Origin of the sequence: Streptomyces sp. NPDC006476 (assembly GCF_040612015.1) — a bacterium.
Lineage (GTDB): Bacteria > Actinomycetota > Actinomycetes > Streptomycetales > Streptomycetaceae > Streptomyces > Streptomyces griseorubiginosus_B.
Genome location: NZ_JBEXPK010000042.1, coordinates 43,305 through 68,772 on the forward strand (window position 1 = coordinate 43,305; position 25,468 = coordinate 68,772).

At 71.1% G+C, this 25,468-nt stretch carries 23 protein-coding genes and 2 pseudogenes; 7 read left to right on the plus strand and 18 right to left on the minus strand.

The window, feature by feature from the left end; translation table 11 throughout:
- Positions 1 to 69: 69 nt before the first annotated feature.
- On the plus strand, positions 70 to 720 hold the full coding sequence (locus ABZZ74_RS35645) for a hypothetical protein (RefSeq protein WP_208781117.1): 651 nt from the start codon (positions 70 to 72) through the stop codon (positions 718 to 720).
- 3 nt (positions 721 to 723) lie between these two features.
- On the opposite strand, the gene ABZZ74_RS35650 is transcribed toward ABZZ74_RS35645, so the two are convergent.
- The 4 genes from ABZZ74_RS35650 to ABZZ74_RS35665 all read right to left on the minus strand — a co-directional run bounded on the left by ABZZ74_RS35650 (position 724) and on the right by ABZZ74_RS35665 (position 5,816).
- The gene (locus ABZZ74_RS35650) at positions 724 to 1,014 is read right to left on the minus strand and encodes a DUF3303 family protein (RefSeq protein WP_356772161.1); all 291 of its coding nucleotides are present in this window, start codon (positions 1,012 to 1,014) and stop codon (positions 724 to 726) included.
- Positions 1,015 to 1,110: 96 nt separating this feature from the next.
- Positions 1,111 to 2,367, minus strand: a complete 1,257-nt coding sequence (locus ABZZ74_RS35655) for a hypothetical protein (protein WP_356772163.1) — start codon at positions 2,365 to 2,367, stop codon at positions 1,111 to 1,113.
- A 191-nt stretch (positions 2,368 to 2,558) separates the two neighbouring features.
- Positions 2,559 to 4,376, minus strand: a complete 1,818-nt coding sequence (locus ABZZ74_RS35660) for a 5'-nucleotidase C-terminal domain-containing protein (protein WP_356772165.1) — start codon at positions 4,374 to 4,376, stop codon at positions 2,559 to 2,561.
- 156 nt (positions 4,377 to 4,532) lie between these two features.
- A complete protein-coding gene (locus ABZZ74_RS35665) occupies positions 4,533 to 5,816 on the minus strand; it encodes an adenylosuccinate synthase (RefSeq protein ID WP_356772167.1) in 1,284 nt (427 codons plus the stop codon).
- 206 nt (positions 5,817 to 6,022) lie between these two features.
- Here ABZZ74_RS35665 and ABZZ74_RS35670 point away from each other — a divergent pair, with 206 nt between their 5' ends.
- Positions 6,023 to 6,865 (plus strand): diacylglycerol kinase, encoded by an 843-nt coding sequence (locus tag ABZZ74_RS35670; protein WP_356772169.1) that lies wholly within the window; start codon positions 6,023 to 6,025, stop codon positions 6,863 to 6,865.
- 39 nt (positions 6,866 to 6,904) lie between these two features.
- Here the strand turns inward: ABZZ74_RS35670 and eutC are convergent, their stop codons facing one another.
- Both eutC and ABZZ74_RS35680 read right to left on the minus strand, forming a co-directional pair.
- Entirely contained in the window at positions 6,905 to 7,675 is a 771-nt protein-coding gene (eutC, locus tag ABZZ74_RS35675) for an ethanolamine ammonia-lyase subunit EutC (protein ID WP_356772171.1), read from the minus strand.
- A complete protein-coding gene (locus tag ABZZ74_RS35680) occupies positions 7,672 to 9,051 on the minus strand; it encodes an ethanolamine ammonia-lyase subunit EutB (RefSeq protein WP_356772173.1) in 1,380 nt (459 codons plus the stop codon). The genes eutC and ABZZ74_RS35680 overlap by 4 nt, the downstream gene beginning before the upstream one ends.
- A 149-nt stretch (positions 9,052 to 9,200) precedes the next feature.
- Here ABZZ74_RS35680 and ABZZ74_RS35685 point away from each other — a divergent pair, with 149 nt between their 5' ends.
- The gene (locus ABZZ74_RS35685; RefSeq protein WP_356772175.1) at positions 9,201 to 10,712 is read left to right on the plus strand and encodes an APC family permease; all 1,512 of its coding nucleotides are present in this window, start codon (positions 9,201 to 9,203) and stop codon (positions 10,710 to 10,712) included.
- 64 nt (positions 10,713 to 10,776) lie between these two features.
- Here the strand turns inward: ABZZ74_RS35685 and ABZZ74_RS35690 are convergent, their stop codons facing one another.
- Positions 10,777 to 11,268 carry a MarR family transcriptional regulator gene (locus tag ABZZ74_RS35690; RefSeq protein ID WP_356772177.1) on the minus strand — a complete coding sequence of 164 codons (492 nt, stop codon included), beginning with the start codon at positions 11,266 to 11,268 and terminating at the stop codon, positions 10,777 to 10,779.
- Positions 11,269 to 11,342: 74 nt separating this feature from the next.
- On the opposite strand from ABZZ74_RS35690, the gene ABZZ74_RS35695 reads away from it, so the two are divergent.
- Genes ABZZ74_RS35695 through ABZZ74_RS35705 form a run of 3 tightly spaced genes read left to right on the plus strand, consistent with a single transcriptional unit; the run spans position 11,343 to position 14,054 of the window.
- Entirely contained in the window at positions 11,343 to 12,227 is an 885-nt protein-coding gene (locus ABZZ74_RS35695) for an ABC transporter ATP-binding protein (RefSeq protein WP_356772179.1), read from the plus strand.
- On the plus strand, positions 12,227 to 13,795 hold the full coding sequence (locus tag ABZZ74_RS35700) for an ABC transporter permease (protein WP_356772181.1): 1,569 nt from the start codon (positions 12,227 to 12,229) through the stop codon (positions 13,793 to 13,795). The genes ABZZ74_RS35695 and ABZZ74_RS35700 overlap by 1 nt, the downstream gene beginning before the upstream one ends.
- 40 nt (positions 13,796 to 13,835) lie before the next feature.
- Entirely contained in the window at positions 13,836 to 14,054 is a 219-nt protein-coding gene (locus ABZZ74_RS35705; protein WP_356772183.1) for a hypothetical protein, read from the plus strand.
- On the opposite strand, the gene ABZZ74_RS35710 is transcribed toward ABZZ74_RS35705, so the two are convergent.
- Complete coding sequence (locus ABZZ74_RS35710; protein ID WP_356772185.1) at positions 14,044 to 15,246, minus strand: cytochrome P450; 1,203 nt, start codon at positions 15,244 to 15,246, stop codon at positions 14,044 to 14,046. The two genes, ABZZ74_RS35705 and ABZZ74_RS35710, sit on opposite strands and share 11 nt — an antisense overlap.
- 9 nt (positions 15,247 to 15,255) lie before the next feature.
- A complete protein-coding gene (locus tag ABZZ74_RS35715; RefSeq protein WP_356772187.1) occupies positions 15,256 to 15,984 on the minus strand; it encodes a TetR family transcriptional regulator in 729 nt (242 codons plus the stop codon).
- A gap of 109 nt (positions 15,985 to 16,093) precedes the next feature.
- On the opposite strand from ABZZ74_RS35715, the gene ABZZ74_RS35720 reads away from it, so the two are divergent.
- Positions 16,094 to 16,528, plus strand: a complete 435-nt coding sequence (locus ABZZ74_RS35720) for an SRPBCC domain-containing protein (protein WP_356772189.1) — start codon at positions 16,094 to 16,096, stop codon at positions 16,526 to 16,528.
- Here ABZZ74_RS35720 and ABZZ74_RS35725 read toward each other — a convergent pair.
- From ABZZ74_RS35725 to ABZZ74_RS35765, 9 genes and pseudogenes are all read right to left on the minus strand, one after another.
- Complete coding sequence (locus ABZZ74_RS35725; RefSeq protein ID WP_356772191.1) at positions 16,525 to 17,190, minus strand: response regulator transcription factor; 666 nt, start codon at positions 17,188 to 17,190, stop codon at positions 16,525 to 16,527. The two genes, ABZZ74_RS35720 and ABZZ74_RS35725, sit on opposite strands and share 4 nt — an antisense overlap.
- Positions 17,187 to 18,557, minus strand: a complete 1,371-nt coding sequence (locus tag ABZZ74_RS35730) for a histidine kinase (protein ID WP_356772193.1) — start codon at positions 18,555 to 18,557, stop codon at positions 17,187 to 17,189. Before ABZZ74_RS35730 ends, ABZZ74_RS35725 begins: the two co-directional genes overlap by 4 nt.
- 96 nt (positions 18,558 to 18,653) lie before the next feature.
- A pseudogene (locus tag ABZZ74_RS35735) lies at positions 18,654 to 19,323 on the minus strand (response regulator transcription factor).
- Between the two features lie 67 nt (positions 19,324 to 19,390).
- Positions 19,391 to 19,709 (minus strand): annotated as a pseudogene (locus ABZZ74_RS35740) (acyltransferase); the annotation flags it as partial.
- Positions 19,710 to 19,912: 203 nt separating this feature from the next.
- Positions 19,913 to 20,803: an alpha/beta hydrolase gene (locus tag ABZZ74_RS35745; protein WP_356772195.1), complete on the minus strand. Its 891-nt coding sequence runs from the start codon at positions 20,801 to 20,803 to the stop codon at positions 19,913 to 19,915.
- A 166-nt stretch (positions 20,804 to 20,969) separates the two neighbouring features.
- Positions 20,970 to 22,166, minus strand: a complete 1,197-nt coding sequence (kynU, locus tag ABZZ74_RS35750; RefSeq protein WP_356772197.1) for a kynureninase — start codon at positions 22,164 to 22,166, stop codon at positions 20,970 to 20,972.
- Positions 22,159 to 22,998 (minus strand): tryptophan 2,3-dioxygenase family protein, encoded by an 840-nt coding sequence (locus ABZZ74_RS35755; RefSeq protein ID WP_356772199.1) that lies wholly within the window; start codon positions 22,996 to 22,998, stop codon positions 22,159 to 22,161. The genes kynU and ABZZ74_RS35755 overlap by 8 nt, the downstream gene beginning before the upstream one ends.
- A 150-nt stretch (positions 22,999 to 23,148) precedes the next feature.
- Positions 23,149 to 23,562, minus strand: coding sequence for a DUF3151 domain-containing protein (locus ABZZ74_RS35760; protein ID WP_133044168.1), 414 nt, complete (start codon positions 23,560 to 23,562; stop codon positions 23,149 to 23,151).
- A 375-nt stretch (positions 23,563 to 23,937) separates the two neighbouring features.
- Complete coding sequence (locus ABZZ74_RS35765) at positions 23,938 to 25,404, minus strand: MFS transporter (protein WP_356772201.1); 1,467 nt, start codon at positions 25,402 to 25,404, stop codon at positions 23,938 to 23,940.
- Between the last annotated feature and the right edge of the window lie 64 nt (positions 25,405 to 25,468).

Consider the following 25,468-nt stretch of genomic DNA (forward strand, 5'->3'; position numbering starts at 1 on the left):
CGAACGGGGCACTCCCCGAGCCGCACCGACTACCCTGCCATGACTGACCACCTCGCTAGGGAGCCCTCTTTGGCCTGTGACCTGTGGCTGGTACCGCTCGTCGACGTGTTGTGCCACACCCCCGACAATCCCTTCGCCGACGAACTCGCGCAGTACAACAGCGTGCTCGCCGCGGCCGGGCTCCCCCCGGTTCCGGTGTACCAGTACATGCCGGGCCTGTCCGGCGAGGTCGCCCCGGTGGCCGGCTTCGACTACGACGCCCTGCACTTCCTGCGCCGTGTCTATCTGCTGCAGGTCTGCGGGCTGCCGATGACGCCCGTCGACGAACTGGGCGGCGACTACGAGCAGTTGCTGGAGATGTTCGAGTCGACGGCCCAGCAGTCGCACCTGGTGTGGCACTACGACCACGCCGGCGCCTACGTCCCGGTCGACTTCCCGCACCCGCTCTCCAACGACGACCTGCTGGCCGGCGGCGGCCCCCTGGGCTCCTCCCAGGCCCTGCTCCGCGAGCTGGAGTACGTCGCCCCGGCCATCGGCATCGACCCCGCCAACCCCCCTGCGGCGCCGGAACCGCCACGCGCCCCCACGGAGTTGGAGGAGCCGGCCGTCCCGGCGCCGTACGACCCCAGCCCCTTCGCCCGGGAGCGGCACGTGTGGCTCGGCCTGCACGCGGCGGCGACGCGGAGTCTGGCGCAGGGGTCGATGATCGTCTTCAGCTGAGGCTCAGCCGAGCTGCGCCAGGCCCCGCTTCAGGTCCTCGGCGTTCATGACCGGGGTGTAGCTGATCTCGGCTTCCATGTCGAGGAAGAACGGCTCGGCGATCGCCGGCATCTGCGCGCTGTCCTGCATGTCGAAGACCAGGAACATGGTGCGCTTGCCGTGGTCGGTGGTGAAGTAGGCCGCCTCGGGCTTGACGTGCTCGATGGACTCCTGGACCAGCTTGGTCAGGGTGCCGTTCCGGATGGCCTCGTTCGTCTTCTCCGTGTTCATGGACGCCTTGAGCAGTACGCGCATCGCACTCACCTTCTTCTGATCGACGCACACACGTGCACAACTCCACCCTATGCCCGAAATGCAACGATCGCCCGCGCAGGCCTGAGGAGCGGCCGGCTACGGCAGCGAGCTGAGCGGTACCGCGAACACCGTGCGCAGACCCGGCCATTCGGTCAGTGACCAGACCTGGCCGGTGTTCCACCACAGCGACAGGGCCTCCCCGTGCTCCGCCCAGCACTGGTACGTGCCGCCACAGGTGGGTGTGGAGCTGCTGGTGGTCTGTCCCCACAGGTGCCCGTGCACTCCCGAGGTGTTCGACGCGTGGACGACGTACCAGGTCCTGTTGTGCGCTAGGACGCCCTGGATGTTGCCCACGCCGCTCTGGAACGCCTCGTGCGCGCCGACCTCCGTCCCCGCACCCCCCGCGGAGCTGTTGCCGAGCAGGTAGTCGCTGCCGAAGTCGTAGCGGACCAGCCGGGCCTTGGTCCCGTTGTTGAGGTACTCGGCGGTGACCAGGCTGTTCGGGACGCTGCTGCGGTCGAGGGAGATGCTGTCGAAGCAGGGCGTACCGGTGTTCTGGCCCCCGGTGCAGGTGGTGTCGTAGCCGTAGGAGCCGATGGCGGGCATGACGTACTGGTAGCCCCATGCCGAGTACCCGCCGTCCACCTTGCCGACGGTGGTGCCGTTCACCGACGCCTGGAGGATGTGGCTCATGCTGAACACGTACAGCCCGTTGTTGCTGCCCTCCTGGCCGGAGACGAACAGTTTGTCGCCGTACCAGGCGATGCCGCCGGCGTGCGCCTGGACCGCGTGGTAGTTCTCGCCGCCGGAGGTCGGGGTGACCAGAAGCACCCAGCGGTACTTGGGCGCCGAGGGGTTGTTGTAGTCGATGAAGGCCACCCGGACCGTGTTGTGCAGGTGGCCCGTGCTCTCGTCCGTGGGGCCGACGTAGCTCCAGGCCGACAGCAGGAGCTTGTTGGTGCCCCAGGCACCGTCGTCGTCCGCGTCGCCGGAGCTGGTGATGGACTGCGGGTGCCAGTCCTCCGTGGTGGCGTCACCGGTGTCCCAGCAGAAACTGGTGCTCGCGGTGGGCTGCGTCGGCAGGGTCTCCGCTTCCGCCGCATCGCAGGAGCGGGTGGAGTGGTTGGCGCTGTTGAGAACCTCGGTCACACCCACGTTGTTCAGCTTGGAGTCGAGGTTGGCGGTGGTCGCGGGTGTGACCGGGTGCCACGTCAGGCCGAAACCTGACGAACTGACCGCCTGGAGCGGGTCCTTGTACGGGGTGTCGGCCGTGGCCGTGGCCGCCGCGAACAAGGTCACTCCGCTGGTCAGCAGGGCGAGAAGTGAGACGCGCAGGGAACGCCTGGGGCGCATGTGGTCCCTTCCAGGAAGTGGAGCCTGCCGTCCGCGTCCTGGCCCGGAGCCCCACCTCCGCTGTGGAGTCGGACTGGTCGGAGTGATCGTAGACGGGAAGGCTCGAACTGCCGTCCCCTTTTTCGCCGTTCACGGCCGTCATCCCCGCAGCGGGGTGAGCCCCCCGGCGGCCCGGGAGGCTCACGGGGTGGTCAGAACACCGGCGTCCCGTCCTGCGTCAGGCGCCAGTTCGTCACCGCGAAGTCCGCCGGGTTCAGGGCGCCCTTGGACGTCACGTAGTCGATCATCAGCTGGCGGATCTCGTTCGTGGAGCTGTACGCGATGTCCGCCGAGGCGATGTGCGGGTAGCCCGAGCCGCCGTTGGCGCGGTAGTTGTTGACGGCCACGACGAAGACCTGGTCGTCGGCGACCGCCGTGCCGTTGTAGGTGAGGTTCTTGATGCGGGAGCCCTCGGGCTGGGCGATGTCGATGTCGTACGAGACGCCCGCCGCCGTGTCGTACATGTAGTCCCAGAAGTTGTTGGCGTTGGTCAGCGTCGCGGTGTCGACCTTCGTGCCGGACGGGACCAGGTGGTAGTACTTCGCCGCGTACTCCAAGTAGTCCTTCAGCTGGGCGCCGGTGAGCTTCTTGCCGTAGAGGGTGTTGTCGTAGATGTAGAGCCCGGCGATGTCCTTGATCGTGACGCTGCCCGCGGGGATGTCGGCCGTGCGGGAGAAGGGCGCGGCGACCGAGATCAGCGGGAGGGCCGCATCGGACGTCGACAGGCCCCCCTTCACCGTGGCCGTCTGGACCTGGTGGATGAAGTCCATGATCGGTACGTCCTTCCAGCAGGACTCCGCCGCCGAGAGGTCCTCGGTGCAGGTGCCGACCGGGGTGTTGACGTACTTCACGACCAGCTGGTGGTCGGCCTGGAGGAGCTTCTTGATCTCCGGGTCCTCGTCCACCGTGTTGGGGTTGAGGGTCTGCGCCGTCTTGGAGGTGACCTTCCAGCGGCCGTGCTCCAGCTCGACCTCGAAGTCGAAGACGCTGAGCCGGTAGCCCCAGCAGTACGGCTCGGAGAGCAGGACGTCCTCGCCGGTCTCCGCGTTCTTGACGGTGTAGGAGGGGACCTCGACGTGGGTGTGGCCGACCAGGATCGCGTCGATGCCGGGGACCTGCTCGGCGACGAGGTTGGAGGCGTTCTCGACGTAGGGCAGTTCGTCGCCGTAGGAGGAACTGCCGTCCAGGCCCGAGTGGTCGGTCAGGAAGACCACGTCACAGCCCAGCGCGCGCAGCCGCGGCACGTACTTCTTCGCCTGCTCGACGAGCCCCGGGAAGACCATCTTCCCGCTGACGTTGTCCTTGTCCCACAGCGCGATACCGGGGTTGGTCAGGCCGAGGATGCCGACCTTGATGTCGGGGGCGCCGGGGACGCAGATGCGCTTGACGGTGTACGGGTGGAAGGCCGGCCGCAGGGTCTTCGCGTCGAGGGCGTTCGCGCCGAGCAGCGGGAAGTGACACTGCTTCTCGAACTTGCGGAGCGTCTCGATGCCGTAGTTGAACTCGTGGTTGCCGAGGGCGGCGGCGTCGTAGCGCATGTGGTTCATGGCGACGGCCATGGGGTGCTTGGGCCCCTTCTTGCCGTCCTTGCCGGTGATCGGGTCGACCCGCGCGAAGTAGTACGCGAGCGAGGTCCCCTGGATGATGTCACCAGCGTCGACGAGCAGGACGTGCTCCTCGCCCTTGGCCTCACGCTGCTGCTTGATGAGCGTGGCGACGCGGGCGACACCGACGGAGTTGCCGGCCTTGTCGCTGTAGGCCGCGTCCTTGTAGTAGTCCCAGTCGAAGACGTGGCTGTGCAGGTCGGTGGTGCCCAGGATGGAGAACGACCAGGTCTTCCGGTGCTGCTCGGGCGCGCGCTCGGCGGCCTGCGCGGTACCGCTGCCGACCGCTCCCGCGGCGGCGACGGCGGCCCCGGTGACGGCCGACTTCTTCACGAACTCCCGGCGGTTGAGCGGACTTGCGGGCATACGGGCTCCTGGGAACGGAGGGACTGGAGAGGGCGCGGCGGCGGGACTACCCGCGTAGATGGTTGCGCCCCGTCACTTCCGTACGGAACCAGGAGCAAGCCATGGGCCGGTCAAGGAAGTCCATGACCGGCCCAACTGACCACATACAAAAGGGGCCTAAAGGAACGAGTTGATCTCGATCGTCTCGTCCCGGCCCGGGCCCACGCCGATCGCGGAGATCGGCGCGCCCGACATCTCCTCCAGCGCCTTCACGTAGTTCTGGGCGTTCTTCGGCAGGTCGGAGAACGACTTGGCCTTGGTGATGTCCTCGTTCCAGCCCGGGAGGTACTCGTAGACCGGCTTGGCGTGGTGGAAGTCGGTCTGGGAGTAGGGGAGTTCCTCGACGCGCCGGCCGTCGATCTCGTAGGCGACACAGACCGGGATCTCGTCCCAGCCGGTGAGGACGTCGAGCTTGGTGAGGAAGAAGTCGGTCAGGCCGTTGACGCGGGTGGCGTAGCGGGCGATGACCGCGTCGAACCAGCCGCAGCGCCGGTCACGACCGGTCGTCACGCCCCGCTCGCCGCCGATGCGGCGCAGCGCCTCGCCGTCCGCGTCGAACAGCTCGGTCGGGAAGGGACCCGAGCCGACACGGGTCGTGTACGCCTTGAGGATGCCGATGACCCGGCTGATCTTCGTCGGCCCGACGCCGGCGCCGGTGCAGGCACCGCCCGCGGTCGGGTTCGAGGACGTCACGAACGGATACGTGCCGTGGTCGATGTCCAGGAGCGTGCCCTGGCCGCCCTCGAAGAGCACGACCTTGTTCTCCTCCAGCGCCTGGTTGAGGACCAGTACGGTGTCGGCGACGTACGGCCTGAGCTTGTCGGCGTACTCCAGCAGCTCCCCGACCACCTGGTCGACGGCGATCGCGCGCCGGTTGTACAGCTTGGTGAGCATCTGGTTCTTGACGTCGAGCGCCGCCTCGACCTTCTGGGTGAGGATCGACTCGTCGTAGAGGTCCTGGACCCGGATGCCGACGCGGTTGATCTTGTCCGCGTAGGTCGGGCCGATGCCGCGTCCGGTGGTGCCGATCTTCCGCTTTCCGAGGAAGCGTTCCGTCACCTTGTCCACCGTGACGTTGTACGGCGTGATGATGTGGGCGTTGCCACTGATCAGGAGCTTGGACGTGTCGACGCCGCGGGCGTTCAGTCCGCTCAGCTCGGAGAGCAGGACCGACGGGTCGACGACGACACCGTTGCCGATGACCGGGGTGCACCCCGGCGAGAGGATCCCGGAAGGGAGCAGGTGAAGGGCGTACTTCTGATCGCCCACGACCACCGTGTGGCCGGCGTTGTTGCCGCCCTGGTAGCGCACCACGTAGTCGACGGAGCCGCCTAGCAGGTCCGTCGCCTTTCCCTTGCCTTCGTCACCCCACTGAGCACCGAGCAGCACAAGTGCGGGCACGCGCGTACACCCCTTCCGGGCGGGGCATGTCCAAGGTCAGGGGCGTACGCGTAGGGTTTCCCGCCGCGTGCACCACGACCGGCCGCGAGCATCGTTGGCCGCGAACCGTCGGACCGGATGGCCCCGGAATAGACGAAGCCCCTGGCGCAATAGCGCAAGGGGCTCTTGCACAAAGATGCTACCCGAGGAAGCGAGGCAGGACCGAGGTGGCGACTTCCGCGACTTCCGAGGCGAGTTCCGACCAGCTGCTGGTGGTGATCGATCCGGCGGCCCGCCGGACGGACGGGGAGTCGGTACGCATCGCGAAAGACGTGCTCAGCGCGGGTGCGCAGACAAAGGTCTGTCTGCCGGAGGGACCGGAGGAGTTCGCCCGGGCGCTGATCAGGCGGGGCTCGCGACGGCCGGTGGTGGTGGGTGACGACCGGGCTCTGGTGCGTGCGGTGTCCGTGCTGCACCGGCGGCGGGAACTGGCCGGATGTGCGCTGTCGATGGTGCCGGTGGGGGCCGCGCTGACGGTGGCCGGGGCGCTGGGGGTGCCCATGGGGACGGTGGCGGCGGCGCGGGCGGTCCTGGACGGGGCCGAGCGCCGGCTGGACCTCCTGGTGGACGACAGCGACGGTGTGGTCCTGGGCGCGCTGCGGATTCCCTCGGTGGTCCAGCGGGAGCCGGTCGTCGAGGAGGGGCGCCCCTGGCTGCGTACGGCCCAGTCGCTGGTACGGACCCTGGTCCCGGCCCGCGAGACCACGCTCCCGGCACCCCGGCCGGCCCGTCTGCGCGTCGAGGTCGACGGCGTCACGCTGGTGGACCTGGACCAGCCGGTGGAGACGGTGTCGGTGACCCCGGGCGCCTGCGGGGTGGCCGAGGTGGAGGTCCGCCCCCTGTCGGTGGGCGCGGAGGCCTCACCGCTCCTGGCCCGGGGCCGCACGGTGAGCGTCTCCGGGGCGGACTTCCGCTACCGGGCGGACGCGGGCGTGTGGGGGCCGGTGCGCAGGCGGACGTGGACGGTGTGGGAGGGGGCCTGGGGGCTTACGGTGCCGGCGTCTCGGTAGGGGGAACCCGAAAGCCGGAGACGGGCGGCCACTCACCACTCAGGACGGCCGGTCGACTGCGCCGCCTTCATCGGTCTCGTCCTTGAGGCCCACCCCCGTCAGCCCCAGCGCCCGACCCCGCTCCATGAGCCCCGCCAGCTTCCCCGCCGCCGTCTCGTAGGTGAGCCCTGAGGGCGGCCGGATGTTGCTCAGACAGTTCCGGTCGGCGTCCGTCGTCACGCCCGGGACCGGCCGGTGGGTCAGATAGGCGCCCAGGGAGTCGGCCGCCGACATGCCGGGCCGTTCACCGACGAGGACCACGACCATCGTCGCCCCCATCGCGGACGCGACGTCGTCACCGAGGGCCACCCGGGCCTGTTCGGCCAGGACCACCGGTGCGATGCTCCACCCGGTCAGCCGCGCCGACGTCTCCCGCACCATCGCGGCCGCGTGCTCGTGCACCGCCCTGCTGGACAGCCCGTCCGCCACCACGAACACCACGTCCCAGTCGCCGGTCGGCAGATGCGCGCGGTCCACGGCCTGCAGCCGGCGGCCCAGGTCGGGGCGCTGCAGATAGGTCAGCCGGTCGCGCGCCGCGCTGCGCACCCGTACCGTCGGCGTCCCGCTCAGCCCGGCCGCGACCACCTCCGGCTCGAAGGGCGAGTGCACCGCGTCCCGGGCCGCGGCGTGCGCGGTCTGGAGTTCCAGGCGATGCACGGTGGGCAACCCGGAACCCGCCCGGCCCAGTCCGATGCGTGCTTGGGTGTGCCGCCGCATCGCGGCCCACAGGGGCGGATCGTCGGCGGACACCGCCGCCTGGGTGTCCGTCATGCCGCCAGTTCCCTTCCGATCGCCGTCAGCGGATGCGAGGTCACCTCACGGATCCGGCCCCGCTCGTCCAGCAGCCCGGTCGACTCCAGCCAGGTCTCGAACTCCGGCGCCGGGCGCAGGCCGAGCACCTCCCGGAGGTACAACGCGTCGTGGTAGGAGGCCGACTGGTAGTTGAGCATGATGTCGTCGCCGCCCGGTGTGCAGATCACGAAGGACGCGCCCGCGACGCCGAGCATGGTGAGCATGGTGGCGACGTCGTCGTCATCGGCGTCCGCGTGGTTGGTGTAGCAGATGTCCAGGCCCATCGGCAGGCCGAGGAGCTTGCCGCAGAAGTGGTCCTCCAGCGCGGCCCGGAGGATCTGCCGGCCGTCGTACAGGTACTCCGGGCCGATGAAGCCGACCACCGTGTTCACCAGCAGCGGCCGGTACCGGCGCGCGACCGCGTACGCCCTCGCCTCCACCGTCTGCTGGTCCACCCCGTGGTGCGCGTCCGCCGACAGGGCGCTGCCCTGTCCCGTCTCGAAGTACATGACGTTGTCGCCGACCGTCCCCCGGCCGAGCGCCCGGGCCGCCTCGTACGCCTCGTCCAGCAGGTCGAGCGTCACGCCGAACGCCGCGTTCGCCTTCTGCGTGCCGGCGACGGACTGGAAGACGAGGTCCACCGGGGCGCCGCGCTCCATCAGGTCCACGCTCGTCGTGACGTGGCACAGCACGCAGGACTGGGTGGGGATGGCGTAACGGCGGATCACCCCGTCGAGCAGCTCCAGCAGGTCCCGTACGGCCTTCGGGCTGTCCGTCGCCGGGTTGATGCCGAGCACCGCGTCACCGGAGCCCAGCAGCAGACCGTCGAGGAGAGCCGCGGCCACGCCCGCCGGGTCGTCGGTGGGGTGGTTCGGCTGCAGCCGTGTCGCCAGCCGCCCCGGCAGCCCGATCGTCGACCGGAACGCCGTCACCACCCGTGTCCTGCGGGCGACGGACACCAGGTCCGCGTTCCCCATCAGTTTGGACACCGCCGCGACCATCTCCGGTGTCAGCCCCGGCGCCAGCGCCGTGAGCGCCGGGCCGTCGGCCGCCAGCAGCCAGTCGCGGAACTCGCCGACCGTCAGGCCGGCCACCGGTGCGAAGGCGGCCGCGTCGTGCGTGTCGAGGATCAGCCGGGTCACATCGTCGGTCTCGTACGGGATCACCGGCCGGGTCAGGAAGGTCGCCAGCGGCACCTCCGCCAGGGCCCAGCGCGCCGCGACCCGCTCCTGGGCGCTCGCGGCGGCGATTCCTGCGAGGCGGTCACCGGAGCGTTCGGGGCTCGCCGCGGCCAGCAGCCGGGCGAGCGAGTCGAAACGGAAGCGGTGACCGCCGAGGGTGGACGTGTAGCTCATGGCGGCGACCGTACGGGCCGTGTGTTGCGGCCGGATTTCTAAAGGTCTGATTGACAAACATTTAATGCTAGGACGCCCTTGCGCGACTCATTCGGGCTGCAGAGTTCCGGTCCAGCACAGCTATGGACCACCAGGAGAGAGGCCACCCGATGGCAGTGGACGAAGGACTCGCCCCGACGGCGAAGACGGCCGGCACGGAGACGGTTCACCGACTGAAACCCAACGCCGTGGGCCTCCTGGGCGTGGTCTTCATGGCCGTCGCGACCGCCGCGCCGATCACCGCGATGACCGGCAACGTGCCCTTCATGGTGTCGTCCGGCAACGGCATCGGCGCACCGGCCAGTTACGTGGTCGCAATGGTCGTCCTGGCAATCTTTTCCGTCGGCTTCACCTCGATGGCCCAGCACATCACCTCCACCGGCGCCTTCTACGGCTTCATCTCCTACGGCCTCGGCCGCACCGCGGGGCTGGCGTCGGGGCTGCTCGCGACCTTCGCCTACGCCGTGTTCGAGCCGGCGCTGATCGGCATCTTCTCGACCTTCGCCACCGGAACCCTCAAGGATCAGACGGGACTTGACATCCCGTGGTGGGCGTTCGCGCTGGTGATGCTCGCCGTCAACGCGACGGGCACCTGGTTCGGCGTCTCGGTCGCCGAGAAGCTCCTCGTGGTCCTGCTCGGCACCGAGGTGACCGTGCTCGCGGCGATGGCGATCTCGGTCGCGCTGCACGGCGGCGGCCCGCACGGCTTCACCTTCGGCCCGGTCAACCCGGTCAACGCGTTCAAGGGCACGTCCGCGGGACTCGGTCTGTTCTTCGCCTTCTGGTCGTGGGTCGGCTTCGAATCGACGGCGATGTACGGCGAGGAGTCCCGCGACCCGAAGAAGATCATCCCCAAGGCGACGATGATCAGCGTGCTGGGCGTCGGTGTCTTCTACGTCTTCGTCTCCTGGATGGCCATCATCGGCAACGGAGAGACGGAAGCCGTCAAGGTCGCCTCGTCGGCGAACCCGCTCGCACTGTTCTTCAACCCCACCGAGCGCTACGTCGGCCACTGGGCGGTCGACCTCATGCAGTGGCTGATGATCACGGGCTCGCTCGCCTGCGGTATGGCCTTCCACAACTGCGCCTCCCGCTACATGTACGCCCTGGGCCGCGAAGGCGTGCTCCCCGCACTGCGGAACACCGTCGGCCGCACCCATGCCCGGCACGGCTCCCCGCACATCGCGGGCCTGGTGCAGACGGGGGTGAGCGCGGTGCTGATCGTCGGGTTCTGGCTCACGAGCAAGGACCCTGCCAACGCCCTCTACGTCCTGCTCGCCATCCTCGGCACCATGGCGATCCTGATCGTGCAGGCGGTGTGCTCGTTCGCGGTGCTGGTCTACTTCCGCGGCCACCACCCCGAGAGCCGGCACTGGTTCAGGACCTTCACCGCACCACTCGTCGGCGGCGTCGCGATGCTCGCGGTGGTGCTGCTCCTGGTCTCCAACATGAGCGTCGCGGCCGGCTCGGAGTCCGGCTCGCCGCTGCTGAAGGCGACACCGTGGCTGGTCGCCCTGGTCGCGGCGACCGGTGTCGGCTACGCCCAGTACCTCAAACGACGGTCCCCCGAGCGGTACGCCCTGCTCGGACGGACGGTGCTGGAGGAGACCAAGGAACGGTAGCCACAGCCGGCCACACCCGCGCCCGTCACCCTCCGGAACAGGTGACGGGCGTGGGCTTCCGGCTTCAGCCCGACCCGAACCGCTTCTCCCGGTGCACCCGCCACCGCTCCATCATCTCCGCGACCTCGCTCTCGACGAACTCGAAGAACGCGAGGGTCTCGGCCATGCGGCGGCCGGCCGGGGTGTCGGGGCCGAGGCTGGTCACGCCCTCGCGCAGGGCGCCCTCCCAGCGCTTGATGATGGCCTCGCGGTTGGTGAGCGCCTCGTACCACTGGTCGCCGTGCACCCGGTACCGCTCCCGACGCGACCCCGGCTCCCGCTCGCGCGAGACCATGTGGGTCATGGTCAGGTAGCGCACCGCCCCCGACACCGCCGCCGGGCTGATCCGCAGCTGTTCGCCGAGTTCGGACGAGGTCATCACCCCCGCGTCGGAGGAGAGCAGCGCCGCGAAGACCCGGGCCGGCATGCGCTGCATCCCCGCCTCGACGAGCTGCGCGGCGAAGCTCTCCACGAACTTCGAGACCGCCTCCGTGTCCCGCCCCACCTCGTCCGTCATGGGAACCACCCTAACCGGGCTTCGAAGACTTCCGTATCTTCACAAATTTCTGAAAGAAGCGTACGTTCTGAAGCATGACGAAGGCAATCACGGTCGCCGGGCTGCACAAGTCCTTCGGCCGTACCCACGCCCTGGACGGCCTGGACCTGGAGGTCGAGGCCGGCGAGGTGCACGGCTTCCTCGGCCCGAACGGCGCAGGGAAGTCCACCACCATCCGCGTCCTGCTCGGCCTGCTGCGCGCCGACTCCGGCGCCGCGCAGGTCCTGGGCCGCGACCCGTGGCAGGACGCGGTGGAGGTGCACCGCCGGATCGCGTACGTCCCCGGGGACGTGACCCTGTGGCGCAACCTCTCCGGCGGCGAGGTCATCGACCTCTACGGCCGACTGCGCGGCGGCCTCGACCCGGCCCGCCGCGCCGACCTGGTCGAACGCTTCGAGCTGGACCCGACCAAGAAGGGCCGCGCCTACTCCAAGGGCAACCGGCAGAAGGTCGCCCTGGTCGCCGCGTTCGCCTCGGACGTCGACCTGCTGATCCTGGACGAGCCGACCTCGGGCCTGGACCCGCTGATGGAGGAGGTCTTCCAGCGCTGCGTGGAGGAGGAGCGGGAGCGCGGCCGGACGATCCTGCTCTCCTCCCACATCCTCAGCGAGGTCGAGGAGTTGTGCGACCGGGTCAGCATCATCCGCAAGGGCCGTACCGTCGAGACGGGCTCCCTCGCCGACCTTCGCCATCTGACCCGGACCAGCGTCACGGCCGAACTCGCTGGCGCCCCCAACGGGTTGGCGCGGCTGCCCGGCGTGCACGACCTCGACGTCCAGGGGCGCCGGGTCCGGCTCCAGGTCGACACGGACAAACTCGACGCCGTCCTCAGGTCGTTGACGGAATCCGGCGTACGGTCGCTGACCTCCACTCCCCCCACGCTGGAGGAGCTGTTCCTGCGCCACTACCAGGAGGCGTGATGACCTCCCTCGCCGGAACGGGCACGCTGCTGCGGTTCTCGCTCCGCCGCGACCGGGTGCTGATCCCGGTGTGGGTGGCGGTGAACGCCCTGATGGTCCTGTCCATGCCGAACACGCTCAAGGGCCTGTACGGCACCGAGGCCGAGCGCACCGATCTGCTGCACCAGGTCGCCACCAACTCCTCCTTCCGCGCGCTGATCGGACCCGCCTTCGGTACGGACCTCGGCGCCCTGACCGCCTGGCGCGTCGGCGTCTACGCGGGCGCGCTCGCCGCCGTCACCGCCCTGCTGGTCGTCGTACGGCACACCCGGGACGAGGAGGAGAGCGGCCGGCAGGAACTCATCGCCTCCGGCGCCGTGGGCCGCCGCGCCTCGCTGACGGCGGCACTGCTCGCGGCGGCCGTCGCGAGCGGCGTGCTCGGTCTGCTGGTGGCGGCGGGGCTGGCAGGACAGGGCGCCACGGGGGCGCTCGCCTTCGGCCTCGGACTGGCGGGCGTGGGGATGGTCTTCGCGACGCTGGCGGCGATCGTCGCGCAGGTGACGGAGAGCGCGCGGCTCGCGCGGGGCCTGACGGCCGGGCTGCTGGGCGCCGCGTTCGTTCTGCGCGCGGCGGGCGACGCGGCGAGGACGGACGGCTCCTCGGCGTGGACCTGGGTGTCGCCCCTGGGCTGGCTGGAGAACCTGCGGGCCTTCGCCGGTGAACGCTGGTGGGTGCTGGGGCTGTTCGCGGCGGCGGCGGTGGGGCAGGGCGCGGTGGCGTACGCGCTGGCGGGCCGCCGTGACGTGGGCATGAGCTTCCTGCCGACGCGGCCGGGACCGGCGACGGGACGGCTCGGAACCGCGGCCGCGCTGGCCTGGCGGCTGCAGCGGGGAAGTGTCCTCGGCTGGTCGACCGGCTTCTTCCTGGCCGGGGTGGTCTACGGCGGCCTCACGGACGGCGTGGCCGACCTGGTTGGCGACAACGAGCAGGCCCGGGAGATCGTCGAGAGGATGGGCGGGCAGAGCGGCATCACGGACGCGTTCCTCGCCTCGATGACCGGGATGCTGGGGCTGGTGGCCGCCCTGTACGTCGTCGCCTCGGTGCTGCGGCTCAGCGGTGAGGAGACCTCGGGGCGCGCCGAACCGGTGCTCGCGAACGCGGTGGGCCGGCTGCGATGGGCCGCCGGCCACCTGACGATCGCCTTCGGAGGCGCCGTACTGATCATGATCCTGGCCGGACTGGGCTTCGCCGTCGGCTACGGCCACCAGGTCGGGCCCGTCCTGGGCGCCTGCCTGGTGCAGGTCGCCGGGGTGTGGGTGATCGGCGGGGTGGCGGTGCTGCTGTTCGGACTCCTGCCCCGGGCGGCCGTGGCGGCATGGGGGGTCGCGGGGGCGGTCCTGCTGATCGGCTGGATCGGACCGGCACTGGACGTACCGCAGGCGGTGCTGGACGTGTCACCGTTCGGGCATCTGCCGAAGCTGCCGGGCGGGTCGATGGAGTGGGGTCCGGTGCTGGTGCTGCTCGCGGTGGCCGCCGTGCTGGTGGCTGTCGGGCTGGCGGGGCTGCGAAGGCGGGACGTGACCACCTGACCGGGAACCCTCGGGCGGCCTTCGTACGTCCCTCCCGGACATGGGACAACGTACGGAGGCCGCCGCGGGCTGTCTGACCGCGGCCCTCGGCGCGGGCGCGGGGCTCGCGGTGTGGGCCGTGGACGTCCGGGCCCGGCTCTGGCGGTTCGAGCGGGCTCCGGACTGGAAGGTGCTCTACGCCGAGCTGCCGCTGGCGGTCCTGGGCGGGACCGCCGTCGCGCTCGGGCTCTGGGCCCTGGTGCGCCGTATCAGACCGTGACGTCGAGCCCCTGGAGCCCACGGATCACGAAGTTGGGCTTGCGTACGGGCTCTTGGGCGAGGCTCAGGGCGGGGGCCTTCTCCAGGAGGGCCGTCATCGAGGCGGCCAGTTCGATACGGGCGAGCGGCGCGCCGATGCAGTAGTGGATGCCGGCGGAGAAGGAGATGTGCGGGTTCTCCGTGCGGGTGAGGTCGAGCCGCTCGGGGTCGCGGAACACCTCGGGGTCGTGGTTGGCCGAGCCGAAGAGCATCGCGATCTCGGCGCCGCGCGGAATGGTCGTCCCGTCGATCTCGATGTCGTCCAGCACCCAGCGTTCGAAGAGCTGGAGCGGGGTGTCGTACCGCATCAACTCCTCGATCGCGGACGGGATCAGGGAGTGGTCGGCGCGCAGGGCCGCCAGCTGGGCGGGGTTGCGGAACAGGGCGTACCAGCCGTTGACCGTGGCGTTGACGGTCGCCTCGTGACCGGCGTTGAGGAGCAGCACGGCGGTGGAGATCATCTCCTGCTCGGTCAGCCGGTCGCCCTCGTCATGGGCGGCGATGAGACCGGAGATGAGATCGTCGCCCGGCTGCTCGCGCCGCTCGGCGATGAGCTCGCGCAGATAGTCCGAGAACTCCACGGAGGCCTGGACGGCCCTGCGTGCCGTCTCCTCGGACGGGTTCAGCTCGTACATCCCGCAGATGTCCGCCGACCAGGGCCGGAGCGGGGCCCGGTCCGCCTCCGGGATGCCCAGCATCTGGGCGATGACGGCGACGGGGAGCGGCTCGGCGACATCGGTGAGGAGATCGCCGCCGCCCTTCTCGACGAGCCGCTCCACGAGATCCCCGGCGAGCTCGCTCACGTACGGCTTGAGCTGCTCGACCGTCCTCGGCGTGAACGCCTTCGACACGAGCCGGCGGATCCGGGTGTGGTCCGGCGGTTCGAGATCGAGCATGCCGTGGTCGTTGAGCGTGTGGAACGGCTCGTGCTCGGGCGGAGGCGGGGTGCGGCCGAAGTCCTCGTGGTCGAACCGGTGCAGGTACGTCCGCCCGAGCCGCCGCTCCCGCAGCAGCGCCGAGACGTCCGCGTGGTGTGGGACAAGCCACTGGTTCGTGGGCTCGAAGTACCGCACACGGCCCTTGGCACGGAGTTCGGCATAGGCGGGGTAGGGGTCGGCGACGAACGTCGGGTCCCAGGGGTCGAAGGCTGCCATGCGGGGAAGCTAACCCGGGGCACCGGGCTCTGACCAGGGGGGTTCCTGCAGCGAGCGGAGACCCGTGTCGAGCAGGCGGGCCGCGCGGTGGACGTCGGCCGTCACCTCGTCGTACAGCTGCTCCGGTGTCTCGGTGCGGTTCAGGTGGCGGTGCAGCGACTGGAACTGCAGCGGCCACAGGGCCAGCAGCGCGGCCGCGGCGATCCGGGGTTCGGGAGCGTCCGGGGTCGTGCCCGTGCGGTGGGCCAGGATCTCGGCGGCGACGGTGACCTGCTGGGCCGTCATGTCGTGGTGGTAGGCGCGCAGCGACGGGGTGGACCTGGTGAGCGCGGCGAAGCGCAGCAGGGCCGCCTTCGCCTCCGCCGGGTCCTCCTGCGCGGCCAGCCAGGAGGTGAGGGCGGCCAGTTCGGCGGAGAGGATCTCCAGGACGGCCTCGACCGGTGAGCGGGCCGGGTCGGGCAGAACGGTCCGCAGGGAGTCGAGGGTGCTCGCCCCCAGGTCCAGGACCAGTGACTCCTTCGTCGGGAAGTGGTTGAACACCGTCTTCTCCGACACCCCGCAGGCCTCGGCGATCTCGGCCACCCGCACCGCGTCGAAACCCCGCTCCAGGAACATCTCGGTGGCCGTGTCCGACAGCCGCTGCCGCAGCTGCCGCTTCTTGCGCTCCCGCAGCCCCTCCCCGGCCGGCTCCTCCTCCCGGCGGCGCAACGCCGTCCAGTCCACAGTGCGCGTGCTCATGGCTGGAGCTTAGAGGGCCACACTCCGGCCGGTTATTTTTACTGCTACAGTAATTTTTTAGTGACTGTAGATATCGCCATTTCGAGCCCGGACCGACCCGAGGAGCCCCATGAGCGCCATCCACATCGTCCGCGACTACCCCCACCCGCCCCACAAGGTCTGGCGGGCGGTCACGGATCCCGAGGTGATCCCGCAGTGGACGGCCACCGGGGCGGGTGCGCGGCCGGAGGGGTTCGCGACCGTGCCGGGCACGGTGTTCCGGTTCGTCGCCAGGCCGAAGCCGGGCTGGAGCGGCGTCGTGGTGTGCGAGGTGCTGGAGGCCCGGGAGCCCTCGCTGCTGCGGTACTCGTGGCAGGACGAGGGCGGCGGTGAGGTGACCGAGGTCGCCTACCGCCTCCAGCCGCACGCCGGCGGAACCCGCTTCACCTACGACCACACCGGCTTCACCGGCGCCGGAGGCTTCCTCATGGCGAGGATCCTCGGCAGCGTCCGGACCAGGATGCTCGACAAGGGCCTGCCCGCCGTCCTCGACCGGCTCGCCTAGCCCGGCGTCACCAGCCGTGCCTCGTACGCGAACACCGCCGCCTGGGTGCGGTCCCTCAGGCCCAGCTTCACCAGGACGCGGCTGACGTGGGTCTTGATCGTGGACTCGGCGACCACCAGGCGTTCGGCGATCTCGGCGTTCGACAGGCCCTGGGCGATGAGGACCAGGACCTCCGTCTCCCGGTCGGTGAGGTCGCCGTAGGCCGTCATGGCGGACTGCATCGGGCGCGGGGTGCCCGAGAGTTTCGAGAACTCCGTGATCAGGCGCTTCGTCACCGAGGGGGCCAGCAGCGCCTCGCCCGACGCCACCACCCGTACACCGTCGGCGAGTTGGCGGGCCGAGGCGTCCTTGAGGAGGAAGCCCGAGGCTCCCGCCCGCAGGGCCTGGTACACGTACTCGTCGAGGTCGAAGGTCGTCAGGACCAGGACCTTCGCCGTGGTGTCGGAGGCCACGATCTCCCGGGTCGCCTCGATCCCGTTCAGTTCGGGCATGCGGATGTCCATCAGGACCACGTCGGGGGAGAGTTCGCGGACGCGGTCCACGGCCTCGCGGCCATTGACCGCCTCCCCCACGACCTCGATGTCCGGCGTCGCGTTCAGCAGGACCGAGAAGCCCTCGCGCACCATCATCTGGTCGTCCGCGATCAGTACGCGGATGGTCATGCGTCCCCTTCACTCACGGTGGCGACGGGCAGGAACACCGTCACCTCATAGCCTCCCTCGTCCGTCCGGCCCGCCGTCATCTCGCCGTTCAGCATGGAGACCCGCTCCCGCATACCGGTGATGCCGTGCCCCGCGCCGGGTGAGGGCTTGACCAGCGACGGCTCGGGCGGCGGGGTGTTGACGACCCGCAGGCCGAGCCCGCCCAGCACATACGACACCTCCACCTTCGCCTCCGCGCCGGGCGCGTGCCGCAGGGTGTTGCTCAGCGCCTCCTGCACGATGCGGTACGCCGACAGCTCGACGCCCTGCGGGAGTTCGCGTATCGCTCCGGTCACCGTCTTGTCGACGGTCAGTCCCGCCTCGCGCACGTTGGCGAGCAGACCGTCGAGGTCGGCGAGCGTTGGCTGCGGGGCGTCCGGGGCCTCGTAGTCCTCGGCGCGCACGACGCCCAGCACGCGGCGCAGTTCGGTCAGCGCCGCCACCGCGTTCTCCCGGATGGTCGCGAACGCCTTCTCCAGCTCCGGCGGCGGGTTCTCCACCCGGTAGGGGGCGGCCTCCGCCTGGATGGCGACGACCGACATGTGGTGCGCGACCACGTCGTGCAGCTCGCGGGCGATCGTGGTGCGCTCCTCCAGAAGGGTGCGCCGGGAACGCTCGTGGGCGGTCACCGTCTGCTGGGCGTCCACCTCCTGCCGGGCCTGGCGGCGGATGTGCCAGACGGTGACGGCGAGAAGGACCAGGGCGGAGAGGAACAGCATCTCCATGGTGTTCGAAGGCATATAGCGTCCGCCCTCGAAGAAACTCTCCGCCGCGGCGCCGTAGACCGCCGTCAGCAGCCACATCCATGCCGCCGTGCGCGGCCGGGTGCGTATCGCCACGACGGTCAGCACCACCAGGTGGGCGACGAAGCTGCCCGGCAGCCACGGCCAGTCGTCGTTGAAACCGCCCGTCCACATCGCGGCGAACAGCGACACGGCCATCGACAGCCAGAACGCGGCGACGGGCCGCATCGCCGACAGCAGGACCGGGGCCATGGTGAGCAGGCCGAGGACCACGTTGACACCCGCGCCGCTGTCGTCGCTGTTGGAGGCGATGAGCAGCACGAGGGCCCCGGCCGCGATGACCAGGGCGTGCGGAGTCCAGGTCGCGTACTCCCGCCACCGGCCCGGCAGCCCGCGCACGAGCCGGCTGTCCGCGCCCAGGCGTGGCAGCGGGCGGTAGGCGAAGGCGCCTTTGAACAGGTCCTGCCGCAGCCCGCGCAGGGCGTCCGCGGCCGCCCGCACCTCGGGGCTGCGCGGCTTGTAGGGCTCGAACGCGCTGTCCGGCGGGTCCGGCGGCAGCGGCTGCGTGTGGGTCGTCTCGGTCACGCTCAAAAGGTAGGCGCGGGCCGGGGGCGCGGTCGTCACCAGTGAGGAGGGTCCTTCGGCCTCCCTCTCAGGTACTACGGCCGTTTCAGCCCCGCGTCAGTAGCCCGCCGGCCGCACCAGCCCCGACTCGTACGCGAACACCGCCGCCTGCGTACGGTCCCTCAGGCCCAGCTTCACCAGGATGCGGCCCACATGCGTCTTCACGGTCTGCTCGGCGACCACCAGCCGCCCGGCGATCTCCGCGTTCGACAACCCCTGCGCGATCAGCGCCAGCACCTCCGTCTCCCGCTCGGTCAGGTCGCCGACCCGGTCCTTGAGCGGGGCGTGAACCCTCCAGCTGGGAGAACTGGGCGATCAGCCGCCGGGTGATGCCGGGCGCGAGCAGGGCCTCGCCGGCCGCCACCACCCGTACCGCCTCCGCGAGCTTGTCCGCGGAGGCGTCCTTGAGCAGGAACCCGGAGGCGCCGGCCCGCAGCGCCGCGTACACGTACTCGTCGAGGTCGAAGGTGGTGAGCACCAGCACCTTGATCTCCGGGCGTTCGCCGGTGATGCGGCGGGTGGCCTCGATGCCGCCCAGTTCGGGCATGCGGATGTCCATCAGGACGACGTGCGGGGTGAGTTCGGCGACCTGGGCCACGGCGTCGAGGCCGTCCACCGCCTGGCCGACCACCTCGATGCCGGGCTGGGCACCCAGCAGCACGGAGAAGCCCCGCCGGACCATCTGCTGGTCGTCGGCGATGAGCACACGGATGGGACTGCTCGTCATGCGCTGTCGTCCTTCTCGGGGTCGGGCTTCCGCGGGCCCGGCTTCCGGGGTTCCGGCTTGTGGGGGTCGAGAGGGTCTGGAAGGCCCAGGAGATCGGGGCGAGCCAGGGCATCCGCTGCAGCGGGCTGCTGGTGTGCAGGGCGGCGCCGTCCGCCACGAGGGCGGTGACCAGCCAGTGGCCCAGCACGACGCCGAGGACGGCGAAGGCGCGCAGGGCGTCCACGGCCCGGTCGCGCTCGGGCGGGGTGGCGGCCTCGACGCGGGCGGCCATGCGTCGTACGGCGGTCCGGACGCGGTGCCGGCCCGGCACCTGACGGACCCTGGCGGGAGGACCACGGCGGCCACGACGAGGGTGGCGAGGGCGGCGCGGCGCCATCTGGATCCACCCGCCCGCACTGGCCGGGTGCCGCCCCCGGCCACCGCTTCCCGCGCCCCCGCCGCTCGCCCCATCGTCGTCTCCCCTCCCAGTTCGCCCGGCCATCGGGCTTGGCTGGTGGGGAAGTTACGGACGCGGGGGTGTCGTCGGCGTCCCGCCCGGGAGCTGTCCTGCGGAGTAGCTCGCAGGTACTACGGGTATGTGAGGGGCGGCTCAGAAGGCCAGTTGGGCGATCTCCTCCGCCACCACCGCGCAGGCGTCCACCGCCGGGTCGATGAGGGGGAAGTGGCCGACGTCCTCCAGGAGCGTGAGGCCCACGACCTCGCCGGCCTTCGCCGCCGCGTCCGCGTAGGACTCGGCCACCGCCTGCGGTACGACGAGGTCGCTCCGCCCCTGGACCAGCGTCGTGGCGATACCGGTGGGCAGCAGCAGCGCCGGGTCGGCGTACGGGCGCCGCTCAGCGAACTTGTCGTCGCCGCCCAGGAGTTGGCGCGCGGCGCCGGAGCAGACGTCCAGCTTGTCGGCCACCTCGAAGTCGGCGATGGGCGCCAGGGCCACCACACCGCGGAGCGCGGCGGGGGCGGCGGTGCGCCAGGGCGTGTCCGGCGGCAGGACATGGCGGGCCGCCGCCCACAGGGCGAGGTGGCCGCCCGCCGAGTGCCCGGTGAGCACCATGCGGCGCGGGTCGGCCTGCGGCAGCGCCTGCCGGGTGAGGGCCGGCAGCGCGTCCAGCGCCGCCGAGACGTCGTCGAAGGTATCGGGCCAACGCCCGGCCACCGCAGGGGAGTCGGAGCGCCCCGAGGTCCCGGTCCCGTCTCCCCGCCGGTACTCCACGCTCGCCACCGCGAACCCCCGCCGGGCCAGGAAGTCCGCGAACGGCGAGATGTGCCGCCGGTCGTACGGCGCCCGCCACGCGCCCCCGTGCAGGACGACGACCAGCGGAACGGCCGCCCCCGCTCCCGTCCCGCCACGCGGGGCGTAGAAGTCGATCAGCTGGTCGGGGTGGTCCCCGTACCCGGCGGTGGAGTCGGGGTCGACCGCCGGGTGCGAGAACGCCGACTCCTCCTCGGCGGCGGCACGGGCTGCTGCGGCGTCGTCCGGCATGCTCCAACCTCTCAGCGATGTAACGGAGTCAGGGCCCGGTGGGGAACCGGCCGTTGGCCGGGACGGTACCAGGCCGGTGACGTGCGCCGACACGCGGATGTCACGCTGGGTGAGGGGAAAACGGTTCTGTCGGACCATTTCCCCCTCACCCGCGCACCCGCGCCGGCTAGCACCCCACCGTCTCCCCCAGCACCCGGGCCGCCCGCTCCACCTCCGCGAAGGAGACGTACAGCGGTGTGAAGCCGAAGCGCAGGACGTCCGGGTGCCGGAAGTCGCCGACCACACCCCGCTCGATCAGCCGTTTCATGACTTCCCCGGCGTCCGCACAGCGCAGCGCCACCTGGCTGCCGCGCTCCTCGTGCGCGACCGGCGTCAGCGACTCCACGAGCCCCGCCGGCACGTACTCCTCCACGCACTCCAGGAAGAAGTCCGTCAGGGCGAGGGACTTGGCGCGTACCGCCTCGATCGGAACGCCGTCCCAGACGTCCAGCGCCGCCTCCAGGGCCAGCATGGACAGGATGTCCGGGGTACCGACGCGGCCCCGCAGCGCGCCCGGCGCCGGTTCGTAGTCCGGGCGCATGCCGAAGGGCTCGGCGTGCGAGTTCCAGCCCGGCAGCGGGGAGTCGAAGCGGTCCTGGAGGTCACGGCGGACGTAGAGGTACGCCGGTGAACCCGGGCCGCCGTTCAGGTACTTGTAGGTGCAGCCGACCGCCAGGTCCACGCCGTGCCCGTCCAGGCCGACCGGCAGCGCGCCCGCGCTGTGGCACAGGTCCCACACGCTGACCGCGCCCACCGCGTGCACCGCCGCCGTGAGCGAGGGCAGGTCGTGCAGCCGGCCCGTGCGGTAGTCGACATGGTTGAGCAGCACGGCGGCCGTACGGTCCGAGAGCACGCCCGGCACCTGTCCCGGCGTCACCGGGCGGAGTGTGCAGCCCGTCAGCCGGGCCGCGGACTCGGCTATGTAGCCGTCGGTGGGGAAGGTCGTCGCGTCGACGACGATCTCGTCACGGCTCTCCCCCGCCGACCGGGCCAGCCGCACCGCGCCCACAAGTGCCTTGAAGACATTGACACTTGTCGAGTCGCCGACCACGATCTGCCCGGCCGCCGCCCCCACCAGGGGGGCGATCCGGTCGCCGATCCGCTCCGGCGCCGTCCACCAGCCGCTCTCGTCCCAGGACCGGATCCTCAGCGAGCCCCACTGGCGTCGTACGACGTCGTCGACCCGGCCCGGGACGGCCGCGGGCAGCGCGCCGAGCGAGTTGCCGTCCAGGTAGACGACCTCGTCGAGGACGAACTCGCCGCGCACCGCGGCCAGTTCGTCGGCGGCGTCCAGTTTCTCCGCGCGCACCACGAACTCAGACATGTGACCGCGCCGTCCACAGCTCGGGGAACACGTTCTTCTGCGCGCGCTTCTCCAGCCAGGCAACCCCGGCCGAGCCGCCCGTGCCCGCCTTGGAACCCATGGCGCGGCGCGTGGCGACCAGGTGGTCGTTGCGCCAGCGCCACACCAGTTCGGCGACGTCGGTCAACGCCTCGCCGAGGCGAGCGAGTTCGGCGCTCTCGTCGCCCGCGTAGAGCGCGGTCCAGACCGCCTCGACCTCCTCCGAGGGCTCGTAGCGCCGCGAGACGTCGCGCCGCAGCACCACCTCGGGGATCGCGTGCCCGCGCCGGGCGAGCAGCCGCAGCACCTCGTCGTACAGGCTCGGCTCGTGCAGCGCCTTCTCCAGTTCCGCGTGGACGCGGGGCGCGCCGCGGTGCGGGACCAGCATGGACGCGGACTTGTCGCCGAGCAGGAACTCCATGCGACGGTACATCGCCGACTGGAAGCCGGAGCCCTCACCGAGGGCGGAGCGGTAGGAGTTGAACTGGGCGGGGGTGAGCTGGCCGAGCGGCTTCCAGGAGGCGTTCAGCGCCTCCAGTTCCCGCACGGAACGCTTCAGCGCGGCGATCGCGGTCGGCACGTCGTCCGAACGCAGGGCGCGCGCCGCCGTCTCCCATTCATGGACGATGACGGTGAACCACAGCTCCATGACCTGGGTCGTGACCAGGAAGACCATCTCTCCGGGGTCGTCGGAGAGGGTGTGCTGGAGGTGGGTGAGCACGTCCGCCTTGACGTAGTCCTCGTACGGCGTGGTGCCGGCGAAGTCGAGATGCGGGGTCTCTGGCTCCTGGGTCTCGTGAGCCTCGTGGGACATCGCTGTCTCCTGTGGTGTTCTCCGGGTAGCGGTCCGCCCCTGCCGTTACCGACACGGGGGCCCCGGTCCCCACCCGCATTCTTTTCAATGCCCCCCGGCATCGCAAGGCCCGCCTCGTCACACCGGACGGGCGGGCCTGGGAGGGACGGGTCAGCCGAGGGTCTGGGCCGCCGTGGGGGAGGAGTCCTTCAGGAACTGGGTGCAGCGCTCGTACTCCTCCTGCTCACCGATCGCGCCGGCCGCGCGGGCGAGGGCGTGCAGGGCGCGCAGGAAGCCGCGGTTCGGCTCGTGCTCCCACGGCACCGGACCGTGCCCCTTCCAGCCGCTGCGCCGCAGGGCGTCCAGGCCGCGGTGGTAACCGGTACGGGCGTAGGCGTACGACTCCACGACGCTGCCCCGCTCGAACGCCTCGTCGGCCAGCTGGGCCCAGGCCAGCGAGGACGTCGGGTACTTCGCCGCCACGTCCGCGGGCGGCGTGCCGTTCGCGAGCAGCTCGCGGGGCGCGGGGTCGTCGGGAAGGTGAGTCGGGGGCGGTCCCCCGAGAAGGTTCTCGTGAATGGCCATGACCCCCAGTCTCCTCCATCCCCCACGCCCAGAGCACGGGCCCGCCTACGCACCGGCTCGGGAAGGCGCTTGGCCGCGCGGGGTCAGGAGAGCGCCTGGCCGCGCGGGGTCAGGAGAGCACTGGGCCCGTCCGGGCTCGGGAGAGCTTGGCCACCCCGGCCCCAACGAGACGCGTGCCCCCACCCGGCTCAGGAAAAGCACTGGCCGCCGCCCAGGCGCAAGCCGGACGCTTAGCCGACCGGGCTCAGAACCACACCCGACCACCCCGGCCCCAACGAGACACCTACCCCCGCCCCACTCAGGAAAAGCGCCCCAGCCACCCGAGCCCAGCAGGCACACCGCCCACCCAGGCCGGGGCGCGCCCGGCCACCCGGCTCAGGAAAGGTGCTTGGCTGCGCGTCCTCCCTCCAGTGGTGGAGCCGTCACGGCTCCGTGGGTGCGGCACTCCGGGCGGCGGCAGCCGGGGGGTAGGGGGCGTACGGTCGTGAAGGCCAGTGCCGAGGCCACGACCAGTACCCCGGCGCACAGGAGCATCGCGCGGTGGAAGGCGGTGTTGAAGGCGTCCGGGGAGCGGTAGGCCTCCGGGCCCATCCCGGCGAGCAGCGGCAGCGCGGCCACCGCGATCAGACCCGCCGCGCGGGCCGCCGCGTTGTTGATGCCGCTGGCCAGTCCCGCCCGCGCGGTGTCCACCGAGGCCAGGACGGTCGCGGTCAGCGGCGCGACCAGGGCGACCATGCCGGCGCCCTGCACCAGGAGGGCGGGCAGCACGTCGGTCGCGTAGGAGGAGCCGGGGCCGACGCGGAGCATCAGCAGCATCGCGGTCGCGCACAGCAGGGGCCCGACGGTGAGCGGGATGCGCGGGCCGATCCGGTCGGCCAGGGCTCCGGAGCGGGCCGAGAACAACAGCATCATGGCCGTCGTCGGCAGCAGGGCCGTCCCCGCGGCGAGCGGCGACCAGCCGAGGGCGACCTGGAGCTGGAGGGCGGTGAGGAAGAAGTAGCCGCCGAAGGCCGCGTACACGCACAGCGTGACCAGGTTGACTGCCGTGAACTGCCGCGAGGCGAAGATGTCCAGCGGCATCATCGGGTCCGGGCGCCGCTTCTCGACGTACACGAAGGCGACGCCCGCGAGGACACCGGCGACCGCCGTGACGGCGACGATCAGGGAGCCCCGCCGCGCCTCGATCAGGGCGTAGGTGACGAGGGCGAGCGAGAGCGCTCCGAGGAAGGCGCCCAGGATGTCGAAACGGCCGTGCGCACGGCCGTCCGCGGAGTCGGGCACGTGCCGTACGGCGATGGGGGCGCACAGCAGGGCCAGCGGGACGTTGAGCAGGAAGACCCAGCGCCAGCCGGGCCCGGCCACCAGCCAGCCGCCCAGGAACGGCCCGACGGCCGCGCCGATGCCCCCGAACCCGGACCACAGTCCGACGGCCCGTCCCCGGTCGTCGGGATGGAAGGACGCCTGGATCAGCGCGAGGGAACCGGGCGTGAGCAGCGCCCCGCCGACCCCCTGGAGGGCACGGGCGGCGATGAGCACCCCGGCGTTCGGCGCGAGTCCGCACAGCAGGGACGCGGCGGCGAACCAGACGACACCGAGCACGAAGATCTTGCGGCGGCCGTAGCGGTCGCCGAGGCTGCCGCCGAGCAGGATCAGCCCGGCCAGCGTGAGCATGTACGCGTTGACGGTCCACTGCAGCGCGGCGAGATCGGCGCCGAGGTCACGGCCGATGCGCGGGAGGGCGACGTTGATGACGGTCGAGTCCAGCATCGCCATGCTGGAGCCGAGGACGGTGGTGAGCAGGATCCATCTGCCCTGGGGTGAGGCCAGCCGGACGTCGGGCATGCCCCAGGTATACAGCGAGCCCGGCGCCTTTCGACAGGCACCGGGCTCTGAGTGAAGCTGCTGA

What these genes read in the sequence shown, in the direction of transcription:
- ABZZ74_RS35650 (WP_356772161.1), bottom strand. Translation starts at nt 1,014, where the DNA reads ATGCGCGTACTGCTCAAGGCGTCCATGAACACGGAGAAGACGAACGAG.
- ABZZ74_RS35655 (WP_356772163.1), bottom strand. Translation starts at nt 2,367, where the DNA reads ATGCGCCCCAGGCGTTCCCTGCGCGTCTCACTTCTCGCCCTGCTGACC.
- ABZZ74_RS35660 (WP_356772165.1), bottom strand. Translation starts at nt 4,376, where the DNA reads ATGCCCGCAAGTCCGCTCAACCGCCGGGAGTTCGTGAAGAAGTCGGCC.
- eutC (WP_356772171.1), bottom strand. Translation starts at nt 7,675, where the DNA reads ATGACGGACACCCAGGCGGCGGTGTCCGCCGACGATCCGCCCCTGTGG.
- ABZZ74_RS35680 (WP_356772173.1), bottom strand. Translation starts at nt 9,051, where the DNA reads ATGAGCTACACGTCCACCCTCGGCGGTCACCGCTTCCGTTTCGACTCG.
- ABZZ74_RS35685 (WP_356772175.1), top strand. Translation starts at nt 9,201, where the DNA reads ATGGCAGTGGACGAAGGACTCGCCCCGACGGCGAAGACGGCCGGCACG.
- ABZZ74_RS35690 (WP_356772177.1), bottom strand. Translation starts at nt 11,268, where the DNA reads ATGACGGACGAGGTGGGGCGGGACACGGAGGCGGTCTCGAAGTTCGTG.
- ABZZ74_RS35695 (WP_356772179.1), top strand. Translation starts at nt 11,343, where the DNA reads ATGACGAAGGCAATCACGGTCGCCGGGCTGCACAAGTCCTTCGGCCGT.
- ABZZ74_RS35700 (WP_356772181.1), top strand. Translation starts at nt 12,227, where the DNA reads ATGACCTCCCTCGCCGGAACGGGCACGCTGCTGCGGTTCTCGCTCCGC.
- ABZZ74_RS35705 (WP_356772183.1), top strand. Translation starts at nt 13,836, where the DNA reads ATGGGACAACGTACGGAGGCCGCCGCGGGCTGTCTGACCGCGGCCCTC.
- ABZZ74_RS35710 (WP_356772185.1), bottom strand. Translation starts at nt 15,246, where the DNA reads ATGGCAGCCTTCGACCCCTGGGACCCGACGTTCGTCGCCGACCCCTAC.
- ABZZ74_RS35715 (WP_356772187.1), bottom strand. Translation starts at nt 15,984, where the DNA reads ATGAGCACGCGCACTGTGGACTGGACGGCGTTGCGCCGCCGGGAGGAG.
- ABZZ74_RS35720 (WP_356772189.1), top strand. Translation starts at nt 16,094, where the DNA reads ATGAGCGCCATCCACATCGTCCGCGACTACCCCCACCCGCCCCACAAG.
- ABZZ74_RS35725 (WP_356772191.1), bottom strand. Translation starts at nt 17,190, where the DNA reads ATGACCATCCGCGTACTGATCGCGGACGACCAGATGATGGTGCGCGAG.
- ABZZ74_RS35745 (WP_356772195.1), bottom strand. Translation starts at nt 20,803, where the DNA reads ATGCCGGACGACGCCGCAGCAGCCCGTGCCGCCGCCGAGGAGGAGTCG.
- kynU (WP_356772197.1), bottom strand. Translation starts at nt 22,166, where the DNA reads ATGTCTGAGTTCGTGGTGCGCGCGGAGAAACTGGACGCCGCCGACGAA.
- ABZZ74_RS35755 (WP_356772199.1), bottom strand. Translation starts at nt 22,998, where the DNA reads ATGTCCCACGAGGCTCACGAGACCCAGGAGCCAGAGACCCCGCATCTC.
- ABZZ74_RS35760 (WP_133044168.1), bottom strand. Translation starts at nt 23,562, where the DNA reads ATGGCCATTCACGAGAACCTTCTCGGGGGACCGCCCCCGACTCACCTT.
- ABZZ74_RS35765 (WP_356772201.1), bottom strand. Translation starts at nt 25,404, where the DNA reads ATGCCCGACGTCCGGCTGGCCTCACCCCAGGGCAGATGGATCCTGCTC.